The 24,697-nt window shown below is 56.7% G+C and carries 23 protein-coding genes and 2 tRNA genes; 10 read left to right on the top strand and 15 right to left on the bottom strand.

The window, feature by feature from the left end:
- The first annotated feature begins 374 nt into the window (after positions 1–374).
- Positions 375–1,688, top strand: coding sequence for a tyrosine-type recombinase/integrase (locus ACERIM_RS10765; protein WP_373632553.1), 1,314 nt, complete (start codon positions 375–377; stop codon positions 1,686–1,688).
- A gap of 14 nt (positions 1,689–1,702) precedes the next feature.
- On the opposite strand, the gene ACERIM_RS10760 is transcribed toward ACERIM_RS10765, so the two are convergent.
- Entirely contained in the window at positions 1,703–1,903 is a 201-nt protein-coding gene (locus ACERIM_RS10760) for a hypothetical protein (protein WP_373632551.1), read from the bottom strand.
- Positions 1,904–2,496: 593 nt separating this feature from the next.
- On the opposite strand from ACERIM_RS10760, the gene ACERIM_RS10755 reads away from it, so the two are divergent.
- Positions 2,497–3,132, top strand: a complete 636-nt coding sequence (locus tag ACERIM_RS10755) for a hypothetical protein (protein WP_373632549.1) — start codon at positions 2,497–2,499, stop codon at positions 3,130–3,132.
- Positions 3,133–3,881: 749 nt separating this feature from the next.
- Here ACERIM_RS10755 and ACERIM_RS10750 read toward each other — a convergent pair.
- On the bottom strand, positions 3,882–4,196 hold the full coding sequence (locus tag ACERIM_RS10750; protein ID WP_373632548.1) for a hypothetical protein: 315 nt from the start codon (positions 4,194–4,196) through the stop codon (positions 3,882–3,884).
- Between the two features lie 263 nt (positions 4,197–4,459).
- On the opposite strand from ACERIM_RS10750, the gene ACERIM_RS10745 reads away from it, so the two are divergent.
- Positions 4,460–4,678 (top strand): hypothetical protein, encoded by a 219-nt coding sequence (locus ACERIM_RS10745; RefSeq protein WP_373632547.1) that lies wholly within the window; start codon positions 4,460–4,462, stop codon positions 4,676–4,678.
- A gap of 114 nt (positions 4,679–4,792) precedes the next feature.
- Positions 4,793–5,575, top strand: coding sequence for a hypothetical protein (locus ACERIM_RS10740; RefSeq protein WP_373632545.1), 783 nt, complete (start codon positions 4,793–4,795; stop codon positions 5,573–5,575).
- 10 nt (positions 5,576–5,585) lie between these two features.
- On the opposite strand, the gene ACERIM_RS10735 is transcribed toward ACERIM_RS10740, so the two are convergent.
- Positions 5,586–7,064 (bottom strand): ComEC/Rec2 family competence protein, encoded by a 1,479-nt coding sequence (locus ACERIM_RS10735; RefSeq protein ID WP_373632543.1) that lies wholly within the window; start codon positions 7,062–7,064, stop codon positions 5,586–5,588.
- On the bottom strand, positions 7,061–7,378 hold the full coding sequence (locus ACERIM_RS10730) for a hypothetical protein (RefSeq protein ID WP_049899602.1): 318 nt from the start codon (positions 7,376–7,378) through the stop codon (positions 7,061–7,063). The genes ACERIM_RS10735 and ACERIM_RS10730 overlap by 4 nt, the downstream gene beginning before the upstream one ends.
- A gap of 328 nt (positions 7,379–7,706) precedes the next feature.
- Between ACERIM_RS10730 and ACERIM_RS10725 the strand changes: the two genes are divergently transcribed.
- Together ACERIM_RS10725 and ACERIM_RS10720 are read left to right on the top strand one after the other, a co-directional pair.
- Positions 7,707–8,363 carry a tyrosine-type recombinase/integrase gene (locus tag ACERIM_RS10725; protein WP_373632541.1) on the top strand — a complete coding sequence of 219 codons (657 nt, stop codon included), beginning with the start codon at positions 7,707–7,709 and terminating at the stop codon, positions 8,361–8,363.
- Positions 8,364–8,431: 68 nt separating this feature from the next.
- Positions 8,432–12,274: an Eco57I restriction-modification methylase domain-containing protein gene (locus tag ACERIM_RS10720; protein ID WP_373632540.1), complete on the top strand. Its 3,843-nt coding sequence runs from the start codon at positions 8,432–8,434 to the stop codon at positions 12,272–12,274.
- 78 nt (positions 12,275–12,352) lie between these two features.
- Here ACERIM_RS10720 and ACERIM_RS10715 read toward each other — a convergent pair whose 3' ends face one another.
- Positions 12,353–13,015 (bottom strand): hypothetical protein, encoded by a 663-nt coding sequence (locus ACERIM_RS10715; protein WP_373632539.1) that lies wholly within the window; start codon positions 13,013–13,015, stop codon positions 12,353–12,355.
- 119 nt (positions 13,016–13,134) lie between these two features.
- Here ACERIM_RS10715 and ACERIM_RS10710 point away from each other — a divergent pair, with 119 nt between their 5' ends.
- On the top strand, positions 13,135–14,070 hold the full coding sequence (locus tag ACERIM_RS10710) for a hypothetical protein (protein ID WP_373632537.1): 936 nt from the start codon (positions 13,135–13,137) through the stop codon (positions 14,068–14,070).
- A gap of 227 nt (positions 14,071–14,297) precedes the next feature.
- Here the strand turns inward: ACERIM_RS10710 and ACERIM_RS10705 are convergent, their stop codons facing one another.
- From ACERIM_RS10705 to ACERIM_RS10695, 3 genes are all read right to left on the bottom strand, one after another.
- Positions 14,298–15,932 (bottom strand): MarR family transcriptional regulator, encoded by a 1,635-nt coding sequence (locus ACERIM_RS10705; RefSeq protein WP_373632535.1) that lies wholly within the window; start codon positions 15,930–15,932, stop codon positions 14,298–14,300.
- A 108-nt stretch (positions 15,933–16,040) separates the two neighbouring features.
- Positions 16,041–16,112, bottom strand: a tRNA-Thr gene (locus ACERIM_RS10700).
- A gap of 99 nt (positions 16,113–16,211) precedes the next feature.
- The gene (locus tag ACERIM_RS10695; protein WP_006649897.1) at positions 16,212–16,985 is read right to left on the bottom strand and encodes a hypothetical protein; all 774 of its coding nucleotides are present in this window, start codon (positions 16,983–16,985) and stop codon (positions 16,212–16,214) included.
- Positions 16,986–17,045: 60 nt separating this feature from the next.
- Between ACERIM_RS10695 and ACERIM_RS10690 the strand changes: the two genes are divergently transcribed.
- A complete protein-coding gene (locus ACERIM_RS10690) occupies positions 17,046–17,750 on the top strand; it encodes an enoyl-CoA hydratase/isomerase family protein (RefSeq protein ID WP_373632534.1) in 705 nt (234 codons plus the stop codon).
- A gap of 54 nt (positions 17,751–17,804) precedes the next feature.
- On the top strand, positions 17,805–18,344 hold the full coding sequence (locus ACERIM_RS10685; protein ID WP_373632531.1) for a GNAT family N-acetyltransferase: 540 nt from the start codon (positions 17,805–17,807) through the stop codon (positions 18,342–18,344).
- Here ACERIM_RS10685 and ACERIM_RS10680 read toward each other — a convergent pair whose 3' ends face one another.
- On the bottom strand, positions 18,345–19,139 hold the full coding sequence (locus tag ACERIM_RS10680; protein ID WP_373632529.1) for an NAD+ synthase: 795 nt from the start codon (positions 19,137–19,139) through the stop codon (positions 18,345–18,347).
- A 423-nt stretch (positions 19,140–19,562) separates the two neighbouring features.
- Here ACERIM_RS10680 and ACERIM_RS10675 point away from each other — a divergent pair.
- A tRNA-Gly gene (locus ACERIM_RS10675) sits at positions 19,563–19,633 on the top strand.
- Between the two features lie 76 nt (positions 19,634–19,709).
- Here the strand turns inward: ACERIM_RS10675 and ACERIM_RS10670 are convergent.
- The 6 genes from ACERIM_RS10670 to ACERIM_RS10645 all read right to left on the bottom strand — a co-directional run bounded on the left by ACERIM_RS10670 (position 19,710) and on the right by ACERIM_RS10645 (position 24,663).
- Positions 19,710–20,675 (bottom strand): transcription initiation factor IIB family protein, encoded by a 966-nt coding sequence (locus tag ACERIM_RS10670; RefSeq protein ID WP_006649893.1) that lies wholly within the window; start codon positions 20,673–20,675, stop codon positions 19,710–19,712.
- Positions 20,676–20,782: 107 nt separating this feature from the next.
- A complete protein-coding gene (locus ACERIM_RS10665; protein ID WP_373632526.1) occupies positions 20,783–22,291 on the bottom strand; it encodes a hypothetical protein in 1,509 nt (502 codons plus the stop codon).
- 105 nt (positions 22,292–22,396) lie between these two features.
- Complete coding sequence (locus ACERIM_RS10660) at positions 22,397–22,825, bottom strand: universal stress protein (protein ID WP_006182740.1); 429 nt, start codon at positions 22,823–22,825, stop codon at positions 22,397–22,399.
- A 91-nt stretch (positions 22,826–22,916) separates the two neighbouring features.
- Positions 22,917–23,279, bottom strand: a complete 363-nt coding sequence (locus ACERIM_RS10655; protein WP_049965528.1) for a hypothetical protein — start codon at positions 23,277–23,279, stop codon at positions 22,917–22,919.
- A 1-nt stretch (position 23,280) separates the two neighbouring features.
- Positions 23,281–23,520 carry an amphi-Trp domain-containing protein gene (locus tag ACERIM_RS10650; protein ID WP_373632524.1) on the bottom strand — a complete coding sequence of 80 codons (240 nt, stop codon included), beginning with the start codon at positions 23,518–23,520 and terminating at the stop codon, positions 23,281–23,283.
- 120 nt (positions 23,521–23,640) lie between these two features.
- Entirely contained in the window at positions 23,641–24,663 is a 1,023-nt protein-coding gene (locus ACERIM_RS10645; protein ID WP_373632522.1) for a KaiC domain-containing protein, read from the bottom strand.
- Positions 24,664–24,697: the final 34 nt, after the last annotated feature.

Below are 24,697 nucleotides of genomic sequence, written 5' to 3'. Positions count from 1 at the left end.
TTTACGTCGTCCGACAGCGCGGACACCAGTCGACACTGTTGCTATCGCCGTGTGCGCGCACGAAGTCGTACGAAACCGGTTGCTGACAGGACGTACAAACGGGCATTCGAGACACCAACACGAGACACCGGCGGAACGATCACTACCGAACTGCCTGCGATCGCAACCGACTCGTAAGCGCCGTGCAACTGCAGTTCTCCGAGAACGGCCCGGTGTCGACGACGCTCCTCGAGGAGGATCGTCCGATACCGCGCTGATCAGGACTCGAACCCGATAGCTAGGGCTCGGTGACTCGAGGCGACGAAAACGAAAAGCCTAGGCCGAGATTCTAGCCAAATGGTTAAATCCTGTCGGAGAGAGTCATGTAGTGTGACATGAGCAAGCGAGATCAGATCGATGGTCTCCGAGACCGAATTCGGGCAGGCGGGGCCGCGAACTACTACGAAGGAGAGCAGTACGTGGACGACACCATCTCTGAAGACGATATCGATACGCTCCTTCTCTTTTCTGACCAGATGGATCTCCACGACTATTCCGACAATCGGCACGAGAAAATTCTCAGACATGCCGTTATAGCGGCCGAAAAAGTCGGTGGACTGACCGAGGCACTCGAGGATCGAGACGCTGCAGAGGAGATCGTTCGCTGGATCAATCGTACTTACAGCAACCCGCGGACGAAGTGCGACTACCGATTGGCGATTCGAGCAGTCGGAAAGCACGCTCTTCGACGCGGGCCGAAAGGTGAGCCGCCGGAGTCCATCGACTGGATGTCGGCAAATACACCGCGAAATTACGATCCGCAACCGTCGCGAGCGGATATGCTCGACTGGCAAGAAGACGTCCTCGCGCTCATCAATGACGGAACAGACAACACTAGAAACAAAGCGCTGTTCGCGGTTCAGTTCGAGGGCGGATTCCGACCTCATTCCGAGCTCTACGAAATGCGGGTCGGCGACGTTAAGAAGACCGAGTACGGGACTGAGATCGAAGTCGACGGGAAAACTGGCGAACGTTCTGTCACGTTGATCCTCTCGGTTCCATATCTGAACCGTTACCTCGGCGATGTACACCCGCGTCCTGGCAACGACGACGCCTATCTGTGGGTGAAGAGCAACGGGGAACGAATGTCGTACACGACCTTCATGCGGTACTTCAAGCGTGCTGCTGACCGTGTTGGGGTTGAGAAGCCAGTTACTCCGAAGAACTTCCGGAAGAGCAACGCAACCTGGCTCGCGAAGCTCGGGAAGAACGAGAGTTTCATCGAGGACCGACAAGGGCGGAAACGCGGGAGTGACGCGATCTCGCACTACGTCGCGATGTACGGAGACGACCGAGCTGCAGAGTACGCCGAACTCCACGGACAGGATGTCGAGACGGAAAATCCTGAAGAGTACACTCCCATCTCCTGCCCGAACTGCCGGCAGAAGACTCCCCAAGATAAGCCCGTCTGCATGTGGTGTAACCATGCTCTCGATCACGACGCTCTCGACGATATCCAGGAAACGGAAACGACCATCAAGCGGCTTGCACTCCAACAGGTCGCTGATGATCCGTCGATCATGGACGAGGTCGAAGACCGAATGACAGTCGTCAACCTCCTCATGGAGGATGACGAGTTCCTCCAAGAGGCGCTCGACCTCGCTGACGAAATCGACGAGAGTGCCACACCCATTGACCGAGGGAGTTGAAACAACGGACATCACTATTCCCTCTTGATGACCGTATCGAGTTCGTCGTGAAGTCTATCGAGTTCCTTGTCTGGAGTATATCGATCCAGTAGCGTCCAAGCGCAGGCGCGAGCAAACGGATCATCGCTCTGGCGTATGACCGCCAATACCTTCTCTCGATTTTTGCGGATGAACGTCTCCGGATCGACTTCCTCTACAGAGTCAAGTGCGTTCATTTCAGAAACGCACCCCCTCAGCCGCTTCGCTACTACAGTTGTGACACCACCACTTTCTGGCGCGATCGCCTTTCGCAAAGATCATCTCGTCTGAATCTACGTTACTACGGATCGGGTTGGAGTCGCTGATCTCGTCCATGCGTCCAGTCTTCGCAGCCGAGTAAGCCGGCCAGACTAGAGCCGAAAACGAGACGGAACCCGAATCCTGATAAGCAATGATTGCATATCAGATTATACGGAGTTCCGATCCTCGCCATCGGCTCCCTTGTCGTTTGCTTCGCCGGCGACACCCGCCCCGGATGAAGGGGAGAACCCTGGAGTGCTGGTACACTCCAGTGTTCTGTCGCCGTGGACCAACACCGCTGAGCCGTTGGTATATGCCTGCTACTGTGTCTTCTCGTCGTCAGCCGATTGTTGAGTGAGGAGACCTCGCAGGAATTCCGTATAGGACTCTCCGGCCGGTTTCTCCTCGCGGATTTCGTTTCGCACGTCCGGGTGTACTGGGATGCTCGTCCACTCGGTCGACGACATATCAGCCACAATGTGCGCTTCCTAATTAGTTTTTTATATTACACCATTAGTAGACATAGCTAATGCCGTATTACGATAACGAGGACGAAGAGAGAGTCGAAGAGTGGAAGCTGCAACTCCACTATACTGACGAGCCGCGCAGCCGACCGTCTGGGCTTCTCACATACGACGACCGCGAGTATCTGTTCGGTCAAAAAGATCTAGAGGAACACGTCGAGGCCCAATCACGCCAACGACTCCGTGATCGAATCAGGAACGGGCTGCTCGACTTCGAACTACTCTTGGGCTGTTTGGATGAGCAGGAGATCGAGACCATATTCAGCGACATGACTCCCCCGCCAGCTCCAAATCAGTCGAGGGGGATCGAAGTCTACGATGGGGCGGCATTCACTATCGGATTTCTCTATCACGCGATTAGTACACAGACCTCCGTGGACTTCGAGGAGATCGTGGAGAAGGGTATCGAACAGGCAAGTTCGTACCGAGAACACACCGACTCGCGCGGAAACAGGCTAACCGCGGAGGCAACCGTGAATATCGATGTGGATTGGAGCGTCTGGGAGATCGATTACGACGGGGCTCGTGAGAAGTTGAGACAGGGCGAGCCACTGAGCGATAGCGAAATCGCTGGTCTGGTACGACACGCTGATCTCACTGACGAAGAGTGGGAAGCCCTCCGATCGATCCCAGATGAATGAGGCCAATTCTGAGGTAGAAACAAGAACGTGTAGAGCAACTTCGACCAACGGAAGAGCAGCGACGACCAGGCAAACAAGGGGGTGGTAACTGCTGGTCGAGGGGAAGCCATCTGGATCGAGGCAAAACGACCAGGGAAAAGGCAGGGACGGCAGGGGGATACGACCCAGTCTTGAGCAGCCAGAAGGGGGCCCTTGAGGGGGTGGTCATGGCTGGTCGAGCGACTGGTCGAAACGGTTCAGGGAGAGACGACCAGTGACGACCAGCCAAAAGGCGGAGACGGCAAGGGGGATACGAGCAACTCTCGAGCAGTCAGAAGGGGCCCCTGAAGGGGGTGGTAGGAGTCGGTCGGGGGCACCTTGTCTGGCTCGAGCAGCGAAAGAGCAGCAACGATCAGGCAAGCAAGGGGGTGGTGGCGGCTGCTCGAGGGGGTGGTCGCTCTGATCGAGGCAAAACGACCAGGGAAAAGGCAGGGACGGCAAGGGGGTTCAAGGCAGAGATGACCAGCAAAAACGAGGGGGGTTCAGGGGGGTAGCAGGTGGTCGAGGGAATATTTCCCCACTCAAGCAGTGAGAGACCAGCGATACCCAGCCAAAAGCAAGGGGACTCGAGGCAACATCGAGCAGGAATAAAAGGGGAAAGAAGGGGATTATCTCACTGGGTCGTTTACCGCGCGCAGATCGAAAGCGAATCGACCAGCGAGATCGAGGGCTGGTAGTGGAGCTTTTTGATGTTACCCGGTTTGCTCTTGCTACTCGTCTTTCGTCTTCAAACGTTGCTCTCGAGCGCGCTGGACATATCGTGATCGGGCTTCCTCATCGAGAACATCCCAGACATCAGGGAGTGATGCAACTCCCTGTGTTGCCTCAGCAGCCAGTTCAGTGATCTCTTGCAATTCGTCGATCGCTGCGCGCATTCTGTAGATGTCCTCTGCTCGTAGCTCTTCGCCGCGATCGAGGCGACGTGCCGATGTCGAAAAGGCGTCTCGGGCGACTTCTTCGCTTATTCGCTCGAGTTCCTTCTGGAGCAATTTTCGGCCGATATCTTCCCAGTCTGGCTTACTCATCCGTACGATACCTCCGTGTCGCGAGCGTCGGGCACTTCTGACTCTCTACATCGGATTTATCCGCGTCGTTCTCGTAACTCATCATGCTGGCTTGTCCAGCACGGTCGAGGGCGCTGCAACGCCCCGACCTTTCTAAGGCCGTTTCCGTGCTATGCCGTCATTCAATCACAGAGCGCAAATATCTTACTATATGTGAACCACATATAGTGGCCATCAAATAGTGGACCACAGTAACTAATATTCTGGGATTTAAACAATAGCGTATGGCGTTAGACAGAGGCGAGCTTAATGGCGCAGACAAAGCCATCATCGGTGCTCTCAGAGAGGGACGAAATATACCCAGTAACTTAGCCGACGAATTAGACTACTCGAGAGAATATGTCTCCAGTCGGTTGAAGCGGCTTCGAGAGCACGAAATTGTGAAAAATATTGGCGGTGGCGTCTATGAGCTCATCGAAGAAAATGTTCCAGAGAAGGAGTGAATCGCGAAGTCCATTTAGCGACACTCATTTCGGGTTACACCCTGACATGACTATCGTGCTGTCTCGATAGGCTACTGAATAGTATTACATACCTTTGTTTCCTCTCCTACATTAATGTCTGATAACGAGGAAGGAGGGGGAGAGAATACTCGAACCACACAGCTTCAAAGCAGGACAGAAACGCAACGAATAGATCACTCTGAAATCGAAGACTGGTGGACGAACATCGAGAATGGGAGCGCAGCAGAAGCTGTCTCGGCGTTAGAACTCTTTGCAGAGGTTGCTTCAAAAACACCTGAACAGGTTGAGCGCTACAGCACGGACTTCGTAGAATTGTTGGCTGACACGCGACCAGTAGAGTCCGGTGGGACCGTTGCTGGCCATGCAATGCGGGTGATCGCTGTCTTGGCTGAGACACAGCCTGGTATCGTAGAATCCGACCTGGATTTGTTGCTCACCAGAATCGTCGACGGTGGTCGACTCGCGAAAGTGTATGGCTGTCGTGCGCTCGCTCACGCTAAAGGGCTTGACGAATCCTCGACGATGGCGATTGCGGACGTTCTCAAACGAGTGTTGGTGGAGACAACCGATGCCCACGTTGGGATCGCCGCGGCGACGGCCACCACGGCAATTCCATGTGACTATCCAGAGGACCGATTCGCTGACCCCTACGTGCAATTCCGGACGGACAAACTGGATTCGATCATTCTTCAGAATGACGACGACGTCGGTGAACGGTTCTACGAGATCATGCTTACAGCTGCGCTCCACGATCCAAAGGCGTTCGACCACGATCCGAAAGCAAGCCAACTACTCGAATATCTTCATAACAAACACTCACTCAGACTGAATATCTCTGAGCAGACGTACCGGCTGGCTCAGTCACGGATCAGGTAATGGATTTGGTTTATTTTCGGCCTCGCTTATCAGATTCTTCTGATTGACCGGATTGCTTCGTTCCGGTGTGGATGTGTGAAGTAGACTGGTCCAATGTTGTGGACGCCGTTTGTGAAGACCGAGACATCGACTGTGGGGACGTATCAGCGAGTCGCTGGAGGGCTTTCTGGCGCTGCTCTCGAATGTCCTCTAGGGACGCCTCAGTGGCTGCTTCAAGTGATTGACTCACTTGTTGGGCTTCCTGCGAGAGATCATCTGCATTGCCTTCTGCGACAGATGGTTCGGCTCTGTGTTCGTCGACGCTTACGTATTCGGTGCTCATCGCGTTGGGGAAGCGATTGAGGGTGAGTCTCTCGGCATCTTTGGGGTAGCGTCGAATCGTGTCTGAGGCTTTGGATGCAGTCTCGAGATAATCAGATTTGAACGCGAGTTCTGGCGTGTCTCGTGGAAGATCCTCAGCAGAGATTGAGCCTTCTTCAAGAGCAGCGATCTCCTCCTGAGTCACGTCATTGGCTTTTGCGAAGTACTTCAGTGCCAAAATATCGGCTGGGGATGAGGCATCAACTTCAGGGATCTGTTCTATTTCCGCTTCTTTGTCACTTTCCTGTTTGATTGTCCCATGGACACCCGTCCAGAAGACATCTATTCCATGCTCTTCAAGCCGTTCCAATACCTCATCTCTGGGATGTGAATATTCACTCTCTAATTCACTGGATACAACTACCTGATCTGGATTAACAGCGCTAAGGAAACTCCCCTTGTTTGTGTCGCCGTACCCATCTTTTGTAGCCTTATCAGAACCGTGATGGCCGATATGCAGTGTATCTGCATTTAGATCTAGGTTGCCATCCTTGTGTTGTTTGACGAGCCAGTCTTCTCCGTGGTGGGCGCTACTATCTTGCATATCGCCCATAAGAAGCGTCGATTTTCCTCCCTCCGACTCGAGTTTAATAACGAGGCCGTTCTCGTTTGCCTTTTCAGGTTTTAAATTCCGCTCGCGTTCTGTCTTTGGGCTCTTAAATGGAACAGTCCCCGATTTTGCTGGTGGTGATAGAATTTCGCCAGAGACTGATTCAATAGTATCCCCACTGCTGAGGTTATTAATATCGTCTGCTGCAATACCGTGCTCAGACAGTGCTTCAATGTAGTTTCTAAAGAGGTCCGGATCAACCTGCCCCCTTTTTTCACCCACCTCAAATCTTGCTAAGTTGGGTTGTGAAGCACTGTTTATTTTGTACCCGGATTGCTTCAGGTCGAAAAGGCCAAGTATGTGATCCTGATGAAGGTGGGTTGCGATAAAGTGGTCAATCGTTTTTTCTTTATCGTTATCGGTTGAGAGTTCTTCCTCAAAGACCCGATCTAATTCATCAATCACTTTCGACTCATCTGCATCTATGAGTGTCTTCGTGCCATCAGAAGAGACGACAAGTTTAGCATCTGCTTGACCGACATCGAGTGAGAAAATTTTCTGTGCAGGACTCCCACTCATTCTTCCAATTCTTTTTCGGCAGATGATTGTAACCGTTTGAACTCATCGATCACTTCTTCATTCTCTTTTCTTTTTTTCTCGGTTAATTCGGGATCGAAGTTGAGATTCTCGGGATTGAAATCGGTCTCATCAGGGTCCTCAGAGTTAATTTGCGTAGAGAAGTAATCACCTATGTCGTACTCATCAGGAACATTTTCAATACGCTCGTTGAACCCATGAATCGCCTTATTATTCTTGTAGAGGGTGAATCTTGCAATTCCATCCTCGATATTAGTATATTTCATATAGTGATTTTGATCTCCAGTATTACTCATATCCAGTTCACCCCTTAGACAATATATAGCTGGCAAAGTCTTCAGTACCGATCCAATCTTTGGACATTATAATCTCCTTCAGTAGGGAGAAAAATATAGCTTTTGATGCTCTGAGAGACAGACTACAAAGTACTCGTCACTCCAGCCTACCCGTCAACAGGATCGTGTCACAACTCGATATTAGTAGAAGTTCACTATGTCCAGTTGGAGATGGTGTCCGCGAATCCACTCTTCGAGGACAATTCACCTCGAGATTAGGGCCGATTGCCGTACTGATATTCCCATTCTTCATGGTTTGTTGGGTTAAAAGTGAGAGTCGAGGACAGCGATGAGACTCAAGTCGTACCCTCAACGCGAGGGTAAGCGCGTGTGGTTGAGTGAAGATGAACTGCAGGCTGTGATCGACGAGGCGGAAAACAATCGTCAAATGATCGCGTTCTTGCTTGCTGGTCGATGTGGACTACGCCGCTGCGAGGTCGTACAGATCACACCTGCTGATATCGTCAAGACACCGAGCGGGACACACTTGCGTGTCTGGGAAGATGTTGCGAAGCAGGAACACTACCGTGAGCCGCCGGTTCCTGATCGCCTGGCGACGTACATCGAGGCACATACGGATGCCGCCGGGATCGCACCGGATGAGCCGATCGTCGACATCACTGCCAAGACGGTCTACCGGTGGGTGCAGCGAGCTGCCGAACGTCTTCAGGCTGAAAGCGGAGATCGTGGTTGGTCGTTCCTCGATGTCCACGACCTTCGTCGAACGTGGGGAACGAATCTGCTCGAGCAGGGTGTACTCCCGTCGGTCGTGATGGACTGGGGTGGCTGGGATGATTGGGAGACGTTTCGACGACACTACCTCGGAGAATTCTCACCTGAAGCGATTCGTCGAGAACGTGGGAAAGTAAACTATCTCAGTGGAGAGAGTACGACCGAGACTGAAACGGTCCATCCGGGATCAACGCCAATCGGGACGAAACGTTAGAGAGCAGTCACAATACGAAGTGATAAGCATACCTTCTTTTCCAATGACTCAAAACGAAGAGTCAGATAATGTCGGCTGGGGAGATCCAAACAGAGTTCAATATTGAGGAATTCGAGACGCAGGTCTCAGAAGAAGACGAGAACCGGATCATAGAGGCGCTTGCTCAGTCGATCCGACGACTTCGCGAACAGATAGATGACGACATCCTCGACGAGACGTTCTCACGCGGACGTGGCGAGTATACTCTCAAGTCGAAGTACACGAAAGACCGTCTTGACCCTGAGCCAACCACCAAGGATCGAGTAATCGAACCGCTACTGGATGCGCTTGGATATGAGGACTATGGGTACGAAGCAGGCGACTTCTCTACAACTCGCGGTGAACAGGCTGACTACGCTGTCTCACTCCGAAACGTTCCTGGTGTCGATTCGTCACGACTCCTAATTGAAGCAGAACCCCTGAAGAAGCATCTCGAAGGGCGAGGACACGGACTCGATCAGGTAAAATCGTGGCTCAGCCAGCGTGAGTTCGAATCCGACTTCGGCTTCGCGACCGACGGGTTGGTTTGGATCTTCGTCCGATACGATGCCAACTCATACACGCACAACATCATCAGCAAGGTTGACCTTCAGCCGGTTGTCCGCACTCTCTACGAGAACGAGACAACAGGTGACGATTCCCCTATAGAGGTCGTTTCTGACGAAGAGCGTGAACTCGTCGCCGAACTGATCCGGACGTTCGATTTCCAGAACTTCTGTTCGATTATCGATGACGCTCAGGCTGTCATCAAGCAAAAGCAGGAGGCTATTACGGACGAATTCTACGACGACTATATCAAGTACGTCTTTGGCGTCGTCGAAGACGAGGAAGAGCGGCGTGAGAGAAGTCTTGTCGGCGACGGTGTCGACGCTCCTCTGGATGCGACGGGTGATGACACCCGCCTCTTTTCAGTCGACCTAATGAATCGGCTGATCTTCATTAAATTCCTTGAGGATAAGCACATCGTTCAACCAGGGCTCCTCAGCACGCTCGCCGAGACATACGACCCGAGCATTCACCCCCAGTCGCTCTATAAGACATATTTCGACCCGCTATTCTACGAAGTACTCAACAAGAAGTCGGAAGACCGTTCCTCACAGGTCGAGAACACCAAACTTTACGATGGTATCCCTTACCTGAACGGTGGTCTGTTCCGCCCCGAGTTAGGCACCGAAAACGATGTCGACGAACGTGAGTTCGACGTTCGGGACAGCGTACTGGAATCCATCATCGAACTGCTCGAGCGGTATCAGTTCTCGGCTGACGGTGGTCCCACAGATATCGATCCCAGCGTGCTGGGTTCCGTGTTCGAAAAGACGATCAATTATCTGACCACTGACCCTGGCGATCAGAACGCCGATTTGGGTGCGTACTATACACCCAAAGAAATCACACGATTTAGCGCCGAACAGACAATTCGTCCTGCACTCAAGGAGCAGTTTCAAGAGACTCTAATCGAGGAGCGAGACTGGCCAGAAGCCGAGGTCAACCAGTACGAAACTATCTATGAGTTGATCGACGATCTCCCTGGAACCACCAGTCTCATCACTCGACTATTGGCCGACATTGACGAGTTCTACGTTGTCGATCCTAGCATGGGGAGTGGTCACTTCCTCACGTCCGTTGTCGAGGAGATCACCAACATCCGTCAGGAGTTGTGGACGAAGATGGAGGAGTACCCTAACCGACACCGCGTGAAGCGGACCACCATCCAGAACAACATCTATGGTATCGATATCATGGAGCCGGCTGTCGAGATCGGTAAGCTCCGTCTGTGGCTCTCAATCATTGCTGAACTCGAGAAGGAAGACGTAGAGGAACTGGACACTGAGGAGTTGGCACTTCCAAATATCACTTTCAATGTCCGACAGGGTAATTCGCTGATTGGCTATGTTGGCTTCCCCGAGGAGACAGAGGAAGGTCTCGCGACATTCGAGCGATGGACCGAGGACAGCGTCAGATCCCGCTACGAGGACGTGATCAATGAGATCCAACTCTACGAAGAGTACAAAGCTTTTCCTGAAAAGGCCGAACAGCACCGCCAAAACGCGCTCGACCTGCTCGAGGAGTACCGCGGAGAACTCGACCAGGACATCCTCAACGACTTGCAGGATATCGTTGATGACGTTACTCAGGACGATCTCGACAGCTACACGCCATTCCATTGGGTACTCGAATTTGCCGAAGTATATGCTGACGGTGGATTCGACGTAATTGTAGGAAACCCACCGTGGGACATGCTTACTCCGAATAGGGATGAATTCTTCTTGAGGTATGATGAGAATTTTAGAGGACTTCTCCCAAGTGAAAAAGACAAACGCCAACAGGAGTTACTTGGTGACCCTGAGATCAAACAGGCGTGGGAGGATTACAAACATGAGATAGAGATAACTACAGAATATTTCCACGGTTCTTCAGAATACCAGATGCAGACGCCTAAAATAGGGGGCAAAACGCAGGGCACTGAAAATGATTTGTCGGCACTGTTCCTCGAGCGTGTATTCCAGTTAGCAAAGGATGAAGGCTATGTCTCTCAAGTCCTCCCTGGTGCCATCTTCAACGGTGCATCGACTAAGGATCTCCGGACTCACCTCTTAGACAAGACGACAATCAGATCACTCGTGACCTTCGAGAATCGAGGCATCATTTTCCCAGAGATACATAACCAGTACAATTTTGGGATTCTCACATTCAAAAATAGTGGTCGAACTGAAGACTTGCATGGCATCTTCCAGCAGGTAGGTATGGATATACTGGACGATCTCGATGAAGAAGCGCTGACAATCCCTCGCCGGGTTCTACGGGATTACTCCCCAGAGGCGCGAATCTTCCCGTACCTTCAGTCTCAACAGGAAGTAGACGTTCTCAACACCATCCTCGCCCATCCTCCAGTTAGTGACAAATCATACGATGGTTGGTATTTGGATCCATATCGAGAACTAGATCGTACCAACGATTCTAACAGATTTGTAGAAAATAAGTCTGATGGAGATTATCCAGTTTACGGTGGAAGCAATATATATCAGTTCAGTTACGACCCTTCGTTCGTTAATATTGAATCAGCTAAATTCTGGAGTGTAGCTGAAGATATTGACCCGGATAAGAGCGCAAAGCGTCGAATTCGAGAAAAGAATTTGCGAAAACTCAAGCGAGCACTCTACGATGCATTCGATGGAACCGGATCTCAAATTGGGTTCGTGAACGAACTTTTAGAAGAGCACCGTGGCGAAGGGCTATCTGAGGCTGACGTACTCCTCGACTGTACTGAGTATCGAATCGCATATCGAGATATTGCTCGATCTACAGATGAGAGAACCATGATTGCATCGGTAATTCCAAAAGGTGTTGTTTGTCATCACAAAATCCCGACGTTCCGACCGTACAAGATCAATCCCAGTGAAGAAGATTTAGCAGAGAATCCCCTTCATAGCGTTTATGAGCGGATTTTCACCGATAAAGAACTATTCGTTGCTCTGGGACTGATAAACAGTGTTCCGTTCGATTACTTGATGCGCACAAAGATTGATTCAACGTTGGTGTTTTACAAGATCATGGAATCACAGGCCCCTCGGCTTACCAAAGGCGACGAATGGTTCGATCACATCTGGACACGAGCTGCTAAACTCAACTGCTACGGCGACGAGTTCGCCGAGATGCGCGATCGCCTCAACACCGACGCAGTGACAGAACCAGATGAGCGTGAGAATCTACAGGCAGAACTCGATGCCGGGGCGTTCCATGCGTACGGGCTCGACCGTAATCAGACCGAGTTCATCCTTGAGGACTTCGACACTGTGCAGAATCCCCGCCGGATGACCGACGAGTATCTCAGTCTCGTACTCGAGAAGTACGACAAACTGGCTGACGAATAGTTAGTCTCTTCCAATGAGGTCATTTGTCCGACAAAATCGATTAAATGTACGCAGGGCCTATGAGGACGAATATTAGTTTCAATCTAGTCCATTTCCGGCCTGCTCTTCACCATTCTCTGTTAATTCTTTCTCTAATTCGCTGATCACTTCATCAAGTTCCTGTTGTAAACTGCTAGCATCACCAGCGATATCCCGACAATGCCTCAGTATAAGCGGACCAAGGCCAAGATGTTCCACCTCATCCCTGTTCTGATCGTAGTAGTAAACCGAATATGTCCAGTTTTTGAATTTCCATGAGCCATCCTGAATTATATCACCTAGTCGGGGATCAATTGCCTCAATTCGGAGTCGTCTAATAAGTTCGTTTGTTGATTTTGTCTCTTGATAGAGTTCCTGTAGCTCATAGTACAGACTTGCGGGAATAATATCAATAAGCTGATCACCAATTGCTGCATCCCATGCATCAGTCATAAACAGTTGCGGGGCATAGTGATCTGCCTCTGGTTCGTCCAGTTCCTGCATTTCTCTAATTAATGAATGAGTGTTCCAGCCGATCGATTCATTCTGCTCAAGTTCCTTTTGAACAGCTTTCAAATGCTGGAAGGCTCGTTTCTTCTTCTTTACATTTTCAGACTTCCTATCTAACTGGAATGCGATCCAGACGCCTACCAGCGTTGCAAATAACGTTGCAAGTCCACTCAAAAGTATTTCGGATACAGCCATAGGTAGATTGACTTTCATAAATCGATAATAGGCTACGATATTAAAAAACGTCTTATTCAGACGGAAGGGTCCCGAGTTCCAAGTGATATGAAGACAATTTCCAACAGATTTCTTTTGGAGTGGTTCCAATAGATGATATGGTAATGCCGGAAGCAGTTTTGGAGGAGATGGTTGAGGTTGCTCTAAAGGATTGTGAATACATTTCGGGCAGAGATAATATAAATGTACAGACGCAGATGCATTTTTCAACCTATTTCCTTCGAGGAGAACGGCCAGACATCCTTATCGTGAAGGAAGTGAATAGATTTCCACAGAGCTTAGATCAGATCGAAAATATCGAACGGTGGTTTCCAGAGAAAAAGATGGAGATCCCAGTAATTGGAATATACGTTAAGCGATCGTCCTTTGAGGCAGCTTCTACTTGGATTGGACAGAATCTAACTGGTGCATATGAGGAAAATTCTGATATTCCAGTAACAGTTACTATACACAATTCGGACGGACATAGTCAGTACGTCCCTAATTCAGATGTTCAGCATGTGATCGAGGTAAACCTTACCGACCCAGCACAAATTCAAGAAGATCTGTGTGGCCCTATATCGGATATACTTGAAGAAATCGAGAATATTGATATCGAAGATCTACCTGATGTTGAAGAGTTTGTGAACTCGTTTAAATCTACAGTCTTCCACTTCAATGAGGTACTACGAGCGTACAAAGAGGGACAGAAAGGACCGCTCATTGTACTTCTCTCCGTCTTCTTTGAGTCGCATTGCTATAATTTAGTTGAGGACCATTTGCAGAAAATAAAACCTAATGACAATAGTGGCATATTTGTAGACGAGGATGACAACTTCGATACGGTTCTGAACATTTGCAGGTTCTACCAACTTATCGAAGAAGATGAGTATACAGTCATCGACCTTATTAAAAGAAGTCGAAATAAGTATGCTCATGAATTAGACAGATACCATAGTTCTGAAGAGACGATAATTGAAGAGCAAGGTCGACTCAGGGATGCTATTAGTATCTACGAGGATTTTATTGGAGTTGAAGATTCGATGCTCGAATAACAGATAGTATTCAAATATCTGGATTCACGGACTTAGAGTGGCGCAAGATCAAATCTCAAAGATCGTTCGATTCCCTGTTAGGGGTGTCCCTAAGGGGGACTTCAGCAAAACACATTCCTGCCTTCCCGTGCCGTACCCCTGGGGGTGGGACACCGAGCTATGCAGAAAGAAGCAGAGTTTGCTTCGAAATCGCCACGCTAGATAGTGTTGCCACTACTGAGGCGGGTTCAGCCGAGGTGATGCCACGCTACTGAGGCAAAGGATTTCGTCTCGCTCTTATCGATCGATCGGAGGCCAGAGTCGATCTCTTTCTCGTATTGGATCTTGGCCATCCGGTAGCGGTCCTCGGGCATATCGGCAGCAGTCCACAGCTCGTAGCCTTCCCGGATCTTTCGCTTGATATCGTCTACGACACCAAACTCCAGCCGAAGTTCTTCCCCATCGCGATCTCGGACATCGATATCGTGTTTTGCGGCCCACGCGATGAACGCGCTCGTCGATTGATCGAGTCCGCGTTCGGCCGCTTCGATCGCCTTGGCACCGGCTTCCGCAGCTCGTCTCGTCGCTTCCTTGGCTTCTTTCACTGCGTCGTGGACGAGATCCGCGATGTACTTCGACCGAAGAGAGATCCGTCCATACTCCCGCTCGACCAGCTCCGGAATTCTGTTCAGGGCCCTACGGACACTCCCTGGATGGCGGCCCGTCTCGTCAGCGATATCCTGTGGACTCACCTCGCCACCGTCCGTGACGAGAACCTCGAGGGATTCCCACGCCGTCGGGGCGATCCCGTCCGCGAGGTGCTTGATAACGACCGACTCTTGACGGTGCTTGATTTGCGTGAAGTCGAGTTCGATGATATCGCGATCGCGGTCAGAGTCCTTGGCCAGGAAGTATGCATCGTCGACGTAGGTTCCGGCCCCCGATCGAAGCGGAAGACCGGCTTCCGCGAGGACGCTGAGAAGCGTCTCCTCGAGTTCACGATTGAGACGTTCGAGATCGGCCGGGGACGCATCGAGTTGCTCCTTCCAGAACGATCGCTGGTAGGACACACCGACTTTCGGATGTGCGATCGAACGGTTGTTGTCCAGGCTCACCGCCTGCTGCGCGTAGTAGTGTTTCACCTCTTTCGGTAACTCGTGCGATGGAAACGCCTCACGGACACGTCGTGGGCCGAGAGTCGCCGTGTGATAGTATCCGGGACGATCTCGAGCGTGTTCATCGCTGTCGTACTGAACGAGTTTGCGTCGCCCCGTGCGGTCGTTCTCGAGCAGGTGACCCAGTTGGGCTATCGGACCGTCCCGCGCATGTACTGGGCCGCTCTCGTTCTTGTCGATGCGTACGTATCGCTCGGCATCAAGGATCGTCGAAAACTCGTGTAGCTCGTCGAAGTACCGACTATTGATTCCGACCGCACGCGCCGCATGCTGGATCAGTGGATGATAACAATCGAATTCGATATTCGAGCCCTGAACGTGAAGATTCACTCCTTCGTCGAGATCGTCGGGGACGCTGATTTCGTTACCACCCTCGCTTCTCATTCCCTGCCATCGTGGCGCGATATGAGCGTGAAACGACCGCTCGCCGACGACATCTTCGCCGCTCTCAACACTGAGGTCGAATTCGCGCATCTCCGCGAGTCGGAAGTCAGTGCCAGTCGGGAGCTGCTCGCCGGGATGCTCGAGGCCGGAGTCTCGGTAGGAGAGTGTCACTTGCCATGACTCGCCCTCGAATTCGAACTCCGCATGCTGGCTCCCGTCTCCGTCCTTGATCCGTCGGTCGCACGCGAAGAACGGATCGAGACCGTACTCATCGAAGAGAAAGTGAGCCGCGAACTCGTGGGGCGCGGTCTCGATCAATTGCACCCGCGCTCACCTCCTGACAGACCGCCACTATCGCAGATGAGGCAAGAAGTAGAGACGGTTCTACCAGCATCCGTCTTTATAAGCTCAAGATTTAACCAAAACGCAGGAAGCCTAGGCCGGGATTTGAACCCGGGCTCTCGTCCTTACCAAGGACGCGCTTTACCGCTAAGCTACCCAGGCGCGTACTTCTTCGTTGATCGGAGATGTCTTTATGCGTTTCGATCCACGGGAGCCATGCGGCGGTGTGTCGCGGTGCCGTCTCGGAGTCTCGAGGCCGGATCAGGGATCGGTCGCCGACGTGGCCCGGTCGGTCGCGTGGTCCTCGAGCGAGCGGTCGGAGACCGACGGGCCGAGATCGGTGAGACAGTCCTCGACGGCGGGAAACGAGGTGCCGGCGGCGTCGGCGAGGTCCTCGGCGACGGCCAGCAGCCGCGGCGAGGGCGTCTCACCGACGGCGACGGCTCCGGTGCGGACCGCGAGTTCGAGGACGTCGCGCTCGAGGTTGGCGTCGATCGCCGTGGGGTCGTCGTCGATCGCGCCGGTCGGGTCGGGATCGTCATCCGTTAGGAGGTCGGCCCGCCGAGTCTGGTCGCGGCCGAACGACTGGACGGTGCGAACGGCTGTACCGGCGGCCTCGGTGCGAGCCAGCAGGTAAAAGCCCCGCGCGACGAGGATGTCGGCGGCCAGGATCGCGAGGTCGCCGTCGCCCGCGTCGGCGTCGCTGGCCGTCCAGGGTTCGTCGTGGGCGAGCGCCCGCGTCAGTCGCAGCCCCTCGTAGATGAGCTGGACGCCGGCCGCGTGGGTGACGACGTCGTTGTCACCGCTGGACGAGCGGTCCCGGTCGGGGGTCGTCCCGTCGGCCAACCCGTGGTCGTGCTGTTCGTCGAAACCGTGGCCCTCGGTCGCCATCGCGGCGGCGCTCTCGAGCGTGAGCGCCGCGGGTATCATCGACGCTCGATCGAGAACGGATCCGAGATACTCGTGTAGCTGTGGTGGTTCGACGTCCGCGACGGCCTCGGCGGCGGCACGCCGACAGCTGTCGGCCTTGTCCATTAGCGGGGGGTTACGACGGGGGAGCCAAAGACCTTTGGAAACGCCGGATCGACTGCTGGCATGATCGACATCGACGCCGACGGACGGATTCGTACCGTGACGATCGACCGCCCCGAGGCCCGCAACGCACTCACCGTCGACGGGCTCGAGGCCCTCGAAGCGGCGGTCGCCGATGCCGACGAACCCGTAATCTACCTGCGCGGGCGCGGACCGGCCTTTTCCGCCGGTGCCGATCTCAACGAGGTTGCCGCCCTCGATGGTGATCGGGACCGCGCGGCCGAGTTCGCGCGGCTGGGACAGCGGGTCGCCCGAACGATCGAGGATTCGCCCGCAGTCGTCGTTGCGGGGATCGACGGCCCCGCACGGGGCGGCGGCCTCGAACTCGCGCTGGCCTGTGACGTCCGCGTTGGAACCCCCGAGTCGACCTACGGCGAACCCGGCGTCAGCTTCGGCCTGTTCGGGGCCTGGGGCGGCACCGTCCGGCTGCCTCGCGTCCTCGGCGAGGGCGACGCCCTCGAGTTTGCCCTCTCGGGACGGTCGATCGACGCCGAGGCGGCCCTGCGGATGGGACTGATCTCGCGGATCGAGGACGAGCCCCGTGCAGTCGCCGCGGAAATCGCTGACAACGCGACGGACGCGCTGGCAGTCCTCAAACGCCGGCTCCGAGACGACGGCGAGCGCGCGACCCAGGAGCGACGCGAGGCCGCGGCCTTCGCCGACCTCGTGGCCGCCCACGCCGACGACGTCGACGCGCTGCTCGAGTGACGAGACATGTGAGCGGTCCATAATCTTTTTCTCCATGTGACGAGATCCGGGACCATGCCCGATTCGACGTTCCTCCCCGGCGAGAGGGTCGATCTCCGACCGATCGAGGAAGACGACCTCGAGTACTTACGGGATGCGATCAACGATCCGGCGATCTGGCGACCGATCGGCGGCTCTCGTCCGATCAACCGCACACAGGAACAGGAGTTCTTCGAGAACGTCGTCTGTGCCGACGACGGCGTCCACCTGCTGATCACCGCCGACGGCGAGCCGGTCGGGACGATCGGCCTCCGCGAGATCGACTGGGAGGCTAGGCGCGGCGAGGTCGGCTACTGGATCGACCCCGACGAACACGGGCAGGGGTACGGCACCGAGGCGGCCGAACTGATGATCGCGTACGCTTTCGACCAGCTGGGCCTCCACCGGATCGAGGCCCACGTGTTCGAGTTCAACGAGGCTTCACAGCGGCTCCTCGAGTCGGTCGGGTTCGCCCGCGAAGGGACCAGCCGGGAGTCCCAGTTCGTCGACGGAGAGTACTGGAACACCTACTGGTACGGGCTGCTCGAGGACGAGTGGCGAGACCGGCAGTCGTAGTCAGTCCAGCTGCTCGGGAGCCGGCGGGGCGGTGCGTTTGTGGGCACTGCGCTCGTACATGCCGCGAACCCGTTCGACCGTGTCCTCGTCGACCTCGAGCAGTCGAGCGGTCGCGGCGACCGACAGCGGGCCGTCGATGTGGGTCGCCAGAATCGAGTCGAGGGTATCGTAGCCGATCCCGAGTTCGTCCTCGTCGGTCTGGTCGGCCCACAGCTCCGCGGTGGCGGTCTTGGCGGCGAGTTCCTCGGGGACGCCGACGTGGCGGGCCAGTTGGCGGACCTGCCCCTTATACAGGTTGCCGATGGGATGACAGTCGACCGCGCCGTCGCCGTACTTCGTGAAGTACCCGACCGCGGCCTCGCTCCGGTTGCCCGTCCCGAGAACGAGTCGCACCTCGTGGTTCGCGACGAGGTAGTTCAGAACCGCTCGAACGCGGGCGCGAGCGTTGCCCACCGCCTCGCGGTCGCCTTCGGCCTCGGGGTAGGCCGCCAGCACGGCGTCGACGATCGGCTCGACCTCGAGGACGTCGTAGCTGATCCCCAGATCCTGGGCGACCCGTTCGGCGTCGCTCATGTTCTCCTCGCTGCTGACCGTCGCCGGGAGGACGAGCCCGTGAACGTTCTCGGTGCCGATCGCCTCGACGGCGAGATAGGCCGTCAGCGTACTGTCGATTCCGCCCGAAAGGCCCAGCACGGCACCGTCGGCCCCCGCGGCCGCGACCCGCTCGTCGATGAAGGACGTGATGTGTTCGCGCTGCCGCTCGAGTTCCGACTCCGAAAACCGAAGATCGATCATACATGAGGGTACGGCTGCGGTGACCTAATAGGCTCGCCTAACCGGAAAAAAGTGACCGGGCGTTCGGTTTCGATGGAACGGTTCTGTCGTCACTGAACGGCTTGTGTGACGGTTGTGCCGATCGAACAGGGGAGGTCCGTGTGCGAGAAACGAACTGCGCGTCGCAGCCGAGACGGGCTGAAGGATGCCCACTACCCCAACCCGGACACACTGTCTCGCCGTCCCTCGCTACCACGGCCGATAGGTAAGGGGCACGGACCGTCCGCAGATCCTGCAACTCGAGACCGGGTTCTTTTCGCGGGTCGTCGGACTCGCTCGAGAGCGCTACGTTGAAGTGGGATCGGTGGGTAGAATTGGGCGAGTACAGTGCGCCGGTGGTGAGCAGTTCCGACGGAACTGCGATCCACGGCGCGAACGAAGTGAGCGCCGGTGGTCCAGTGGTAGGACTCGAGCTTCCCAAGCTCGCGGCCCGGGTTCAATTCCCGGCCGGCGCATTTCTCGAGGACATCGGGATTCGATAGCAGCTATCTGTGTCGTCGATGCCCGTGTGAGAAACGGAGGAGCGCCGACTTACTCGTGGATCCCCATCGCTTCGATCTGTTCTTGATACCGGTTCCGGATCGTCACCTCGGTCACCTGGGCGACATCGGAGACCTCCCGCTGGGTCTTCTTCTCGTTACAGAGCAGGGAGGCGGCGTAGATCGCGGCCGCGGCGTAGCCGGTTGGGGACTTGCCCGAGAGCAGTCCCTTCTCGGTCGTGACGTCGATGATCTCGTTGGCCTTCACCTGGACCTCCTCGGAGAGTTCGAGTTCCGAGCAAAAGCGCGGGACGTACTTCTTGGGGTTGACCGGTTCCATCTCGAGGCCGAGTTCCTGGGCGATGTACCGATACGTGCGGCCGATCTCCTTGCGCTCGACGCGGGAGACGGCGGCGACTTCCTCGAGCGAGCGGGGGATGCCCTCCATCCGGCAGGCGGCATAGAGGGTGCTGGTGGCGACGCCCTCGATCGAGCGCCCACGGATGAGGTCCTCGTCGAGGGCTCGACGGTAGATGACGCAGGCGACTTCCCGGACCGAGCGGGGGATGGCCAGCGAGGAGGCCATCCGGTCGGTCTCGGAGAGGGCGAACTGGAGGTTCCGTTCGCCGGCGTCTTTGGTGCGGATGCGTTCCTGCCACTTGCGCAGGCGGCGCATCTGGCTGCGTTTGTCCGAGGAGATCGAGCGGCCGTAGGCGTCCTGGTTCTTCCAGTCGATGGCGGTCGTCAGGCCCTTGTCGTGCATCGTCTGGGTCGTCGGCGCGCCCACCCGGGACTTGTTCTGGCGCTCGGAGTGGTTGAACGCGCGCCACTCGGGACCGTGGTCGATGTTGCTCCCCTCGACGATCAGGCCGCACTGGTCACAGACGAGTTCGCCCTGGTCCTCGCTTTTGACGAGTGTCCCGCCGTCGCACTCGTCACACACCCGCTCGCGCTCCGGTTCCTGCGTTTTTTCTGTCGTTTCAGGATCGCGTTCGCGCTGGCGGGTGGGGCTTGCCATGTCATGTTGGTAACGACGGCGGAAGGACTTAAGGTCTCGGCACAGGACGCACCCCCTCGAACGGGTGAGAGGGTCACTGTCGGGTCGAAAAACGACCGGAAGCGGGCTCAGAAGTAGCCAAACAGCGTGCCGGCCAGTACCAGCACCCACATCGCCGAGCCGACCAGCAGCATGTCGTTGAACTTCGAACTGCGCGCAGCGCGTTTGGCCGCGCCGCCGGCGATCAATCCGAGCGCGACGACGACGAGCATCCGCTGGAGGACGACGTCGACGGGCAGGGCGGTGATGCCGAGCCAGCCGTAATCGATCCAGATGGCGGCCGCGAGCGAGCCCGCGGCGATGACGGCGGCGTCGAGTCGCCGCGTGAGCCCGCGTGCGATCAGGTACGTCGCGGTCGGGATCCCGATCGCGATCACCGGATAGAGGATCGCGGCGATCTGGTGGGGCGTCAGCGACGCGGCTCGGCGCTCGAGGACGAGTCCGCCCATCCGGACCCCCAGGAACAGCACAAGGATAGCCAGGACCAACAGGACGTGTCCGGCCTCGAGGCGGTCGTAGGCGGCGGCGAGTCGCTGGCGGTCGACGTCGGTCAGGTGATCGTCGATCGCATGGGGGGTATGCCGCGCGACCCGCTCTTCGGTCGATCCCTCGGCGCTCCCGCCGGCCTCGAGGCGGCGGCGTCCGGTTCCGACGCCGACCAGCGTGGGGACGACGATCAGCCCGGCGAGTTCGACGAGCGTCGCCCAGCCGTCGGCGTCCGAGGAGTTGCTGTTGTCGAGGTAGATCCGTCGGACGTCGTCTTGGACGTCGACGGCCGGATGCTCCATGAACTCCTGCTCGATCTTCGTCTGGGCGTCCTGTGAGCCGTGGACGCGGTGTCTGAGCGTGAACCAGTCGAAGTGTTCGGAGTGGGTCTGCATGATGACCCAGTCGTCGTCCTCGTTGGGGCTCTCGTAGAGCCTGATGTGATAGCGCTGGCCGTAGTAGGTGCCGTCCTCGAGTTGGCGCGTCTCGGTCGTCCAGTAGCCGCTCTCGTTCCCGCCGGGATCGACGTAGGCGTAGCGGGTGCCGCCGTCGGCCTGGCCCCAGTTGAGGTTCGGCAGGACGCCCGAGCGACCGGACGAGTCGTTCTCGGTGTCGTTGGCAGTTGCGTTCTCGGTGTCGTTGGCAGTTGCGTTCTCGGTGTCGTTGGCGGTCACGTTACCCGCGGTGTCGTTCGCTCCCGACTCCGCGATCGGGTCCGTCTCGTTGTCGGATTCGTTGCCGGCGGTAATCGCGTACGTATCGGGGAGAGCCACCTCCTCCGACTCGTTCACTTCGGACCAGTCGCCGCCGTCGGATTCGATCAGGACTCGCTCGACGTCTTCGGTATCGCCGCGGACGATCACGTTGATCGGACTGCGCTTCTGGAAGCCTTTTCGCGGGCTGAGATACTCCCAGAAGCTGCTCTCGGAGTCCTCGGGCGTGACCAACTCCGGCGTCGGCTTCGATTCCCCGTCCGTGGGTCCGCCGGCCGCGGTCTGGTCGGATGACAGCGACAGCAACATCGAGGGACCGCCGACGAACACGAACGCGAGGACGATTAGTACCGCTCCGATGACGATCGAGCGACGCATCTCTCAAGGACTAGCGACGGGGTATATATCAAACCGTGTGTAATTATGCCGACCGTTTCGGACACGGTTCGGACCGCCCCCGGACGACCATCGGCGGGCCGGGACTCAGACGTCGGGGCCGACCGTAGTGACCGGGACCGGGGCCTCGCGGACGACCCGCTGGGAGACGCTACCGACGACGTTCCGTTCGTACTCGTCGCCGCTGGTCCCCATGACGATCAGGTCGACGGGCTCGCTCGCGGCGTAGTCGACGATGCACTCGGCGGGGTTTCCGGTGTCGACGGCCGTCGTCGTCTCGACGCCGCGGTCGGCGGCACGGGTCGCCGCCTCGTCGACGGCTTCGCGGGCGGTCGCCTCGAGGTCGTCGCGGACCTGCTCGACGCGGTTGTCATCGAGGACGAGAAAGGCACGGTCGTCGACGACCGAGAGGACGTGGAGGGTTGCGTCACGGGTGGCCGCGACGTCGATGGCGTGGGCCGCGACGGTCGCCGCGTGGTCGCTGCCGTCCGTCGGAAGCAGGATCGTCTCGTACATTGCTGTCTAGGTGGACCACTCGCCCGAACGGAAAAAGGGGTTTCCCTCCGTCTCCGGCGACGGGAACACCGACGCGATCCGGGCGGACGTCCTAGATGCCCGGAATGCCGAGCGCGTCGGGGGTGACGAAGCCGACGGCAGCCAGCGCATAGAGGATGCCGACGGCGACGATCCAGGCGACGAAGCCGATCGCGGCCGCCGACCCCCAGCCGCCGGGGTAGCGCCAGTTGATGACGCCGACCCAGATGACCAGCATCAGCAACACGCCGAGGATGGGGACCCAGCCGACGAAGAAGCTCGTGATCCCCCAGGCGGCCGCCCCGATGAGGGCGGTGATCGCCGCGTTCACGAAGCTCGCGTCCCTGTCAAGCACCAACCGCGCGCCAGCGAGGATACCGATCGTCCCAACCAGCAGGCTCAGGACGAAGATCAGGATCGAGTCTGCGGCAGCCATGTTAGGGTTTCCAGCTCAGTTCGATCTCGACCGTCTCGCGGTCGCCCCGGAGCATCGAGGACCGCTCGACCGTTTCGACCGAGACGTCGATGTTGTGTGGCGGATTGAGTGACACGTTCTTGTTGCCGACCCGTATCGAGACCGCCTCGCTCTCGCCCTCGAACTCCGTCGCGAGTTCCTTGAGGTAGGCCGCGAGTTCCTCTCGTGGCAGTGTTTCGTCGGCCGTCGTCCGTTGCGCCATACGGGCATATCCGGTTCCCGCCCGCAAAAGTATGGGGCTTGAACACATCGATAAGTGGCACTTACCGGACCATGAACGCCTGTACCGCCCAGATTGAATGTACCGATGTGTGAACTGTCATTAGAACAGGTTCGCTTGCTGGTAGACCGAGATCCCCTCGCCGGTGATCTCGTAGGGCTTTTTCTCCCGGGAGTGGTTCGCGTTACGGATCTTCTGGATCTCGATCGCCATCCGCGTCTCCCGGAAGTCGTCGGGACGGACGTACTGCAGGACGAAGACGGCGTCGGTGAGATATTCGACGATCCCGTACCGCGAGGCGTAGGCGGTCTCCGCGGAGGCCTCGCTGGTCAGCAAGGCGGTGACGCCCGCCTCCTTCAGGCTCCGGGCGAAGTCGTAGATTTCGTTGCGGCGTTTCGCGCGGTCCTCGTACATCATCTCGAGCAGGGAGACCGAGTCCAGGACGAGCCGCGAGGCGTCGAACTCCTCGACGAGCGCGGGGAGTTCGTTGCGGATCGAGGCGAGGCTGTTTGCCATCTCGATGGGGTCGACGTCGACGACGGCTAGCTGGCCGTCAGCGACGTACTCGTCGAAGCCGTACCCCTTCTCGGTCGCGCTGTTGATCACGCGTTCGCGGCTCTCCTCGAGCGTGATGAAGACCGCGCGTTCGCCCTGCTCGAGGCCGTGGGTGAGAAACTGCAGGCCGAAGGTGGTCTTCCCGGTGCCGGCGCTGCCCATTGCGACGAGCAGTGACCGCTTCGGGATGCCGCCCTGAATCATCCGGTCGAGCCCCTCGATCCCGAGGTCGAGTCGCGGGAGATCCGAGTCGACCGCCTCGTCGAAGTCGGGTTCGTCGCCGCCGAGGACGAAATCGAGGTCGTCGAACCCCTCGGGGCCGTCGGTCCCGGGGCCGACGTCGGCGTCGATGGCCGGGGCGTCAGTATCGTGGAGGGCAGAGCCGAAGTCCTCCTCGAAGAGGGACTCGTCGCCGTCCTCGGGAGTGGGGTCGCCGGTGTCGTCGTCCACGGCCGCCGGATCGTCGCCCGCGCTCGAGTCCGGGTCGCCCGCGGCATCGGCCTCGTCGTCGAGTGCGCGCTCGAACCAGTCGTCGTCCGGATCGTCCGCGTCGTCGCTCACGGGGACCACCTGTCGAGCGCGGCCCTCGGAGAAAGCGGTCGCT

It is taken from the genome of Natrinema sp. H-ect1 (genome assembly GCF_041821105.1).
Classification (GTDB): Archaea; Halobacteriota; Halobacteria; order Halobacteriales; family Natrialbaceae; genus Natrinema; species Natrinema thermotolerans.
The sequence above is the reverse complement of the archived record's forward strand: the minus strand, read 5'-3'. Positions and strand labels throughout refer to the sequence as shown.

Bases quoted from the DNA above. Each gene is read 5' to 3' on its own strand.
- ACERIM_RS10735 (WP_373632543.1), bottom strand. From the start codon at position 7,064: ATGAGTGGGAGTCCTGCACAGAAAATTTTCTCACTCGATGTCGGTCAA.
- ACERIM_RS10680 (WP_373632529.1), bottom strand. From the start codon at position 19,139: ATGATCGATCTTCGGTTTTCGGAGTCGGAACTCGAGCGGCAGCGCGAA.
- ACERIM_RS10720 (WP_373632540.1), top strand. From the start codon at position 8,432: ATGTCGGCTGGGGAGATCCAAACAGAGTTCAATATTGAGGAATTCGAG.
- ACERIM_RS10655 (WP_049965528.1), bottom strand. From the start codon at position 23,279: ATGGCTGCCGCAGACTCGATCCTGATCTTCGTCCTGAGCCTGCTGGTT.
- ACERIM_RS10685 (WP_373632531.1), top strand. From the start codon at position 17,805: ATGCCCGATTCGACGTTCCTCCCCGGCGAGAGGGTCGATCTCCGACCG.
- ACERIM_RS10745 (WP_373632547.1), top strand. From the start codon at position 4,460: ATGGCGTTAGACAGAGGCGAGCTTAATGGCGCAGACAAAGCCATCATC.
- ACERIM_RS10725 (WP_373632541.1), top strand. From the start codon at position 7,707: ATGAGACTCAAGTCGTACCCTCAACGCGAGGGTAAGCGCGTGTGGTTG.
- ACERIM_RS10650 (WP_373632524.1), bottom strand. From the start codon at position 23,520: ATGGCGCAACGGACGACGGCCGACGAAACACTGCCACGAGAGGAACTC.
- ACERIM_RS10730 (WP_049899602.1), bottom strand. From the start codon at position 7,378: ATGAGTAATACTGGAGATCAAAATCACTATATGAAATATACTAATATC.
- ACERIM_RS10710 (WP_373632537.1), top strand. From the start codon at position 13,135: ATGGTAATGCCGGAAGCAGTTTTGGAGGAGATGGTTGAGGTTGCTCTA.
- ACERIM_RS10660 (WP_006182740.1), bottom strand. From the start codon at position 22,825: ATGTACGAGACGATCCTGCTTCCGACGGACGGCAGCGACCACGCGGCG.
- ACERIM_RS10715 (WP_373632539.1), bottom strand. From the start codon at position 13,015: ATGAAAGTCAATCTACCTATGGCTGTATCCGAAATACTTTTGAGTGGA.
- ACERIM_RS10690 (WP_373632534.1), top strand. From the start codon at position 17,046: ATGATCGACATCGACGCCGACGGACGGATTCGTACCGTGACGATCGAC.
- ACERIM_RS10665 (WP_373632526.1), bottom strand. From the start codon at position 22,291: ATGCGTCGCTCGATCGTCATCGGAGCGGTACTAATCGTCCTCGCGTTC.
- ACERIM_RS10760 (WP_373632551.1), bottom strand. From the start codon at position 1,903: ATGAACGCACTTGACTCTGTAGAGGAAGTCGATCCGGAGACGTTCATC.
- ACERIM_RS10740 (WP_373632545.1), top strand. From the start codon at position 4,793: ATGTCTGATAACGAGGAAGGAGGGGGAGAGAATACTCGAACCACACAG.
- ACERIM_RS10670 (WP_006649893.1), bottom strand. From the start codon at position 20,675: ATGGCAAGCCCCACCCGCCAGCGCGAACGCGATCCTGAAACGACAGAA.
- ACERIM_RS10695 (WP_006649897.1), bottom strand. From the start codon at position 16,985: ATGGACAAGGCCGACAGCTGTCGGCGTGCCGCCGCCGAGGCCGTCGCG.
- ACERIM_RS10750 (WP_373632548.1), bottom strand. From the start codon at position 4,196: ATGAGTAAGCCAGACTGGGAAGATATCGGCCGAAAATTGCTCCAGAAG.
- ACERIM_RS10765 (WP_373632553.1), top strand. From the start codon at position 375: ATGAGCAAGCGAGATCAGATCGATGGTCTCCGAGACCGAATTCGGGCA.
- ACERIM_RS10755 (WP_373632549.1), top strand. From the start codon at position 2,497: ATGCCGTATTACGATAACGAGGACGAAGAGAGAGTCGAAGAGTGGAAG.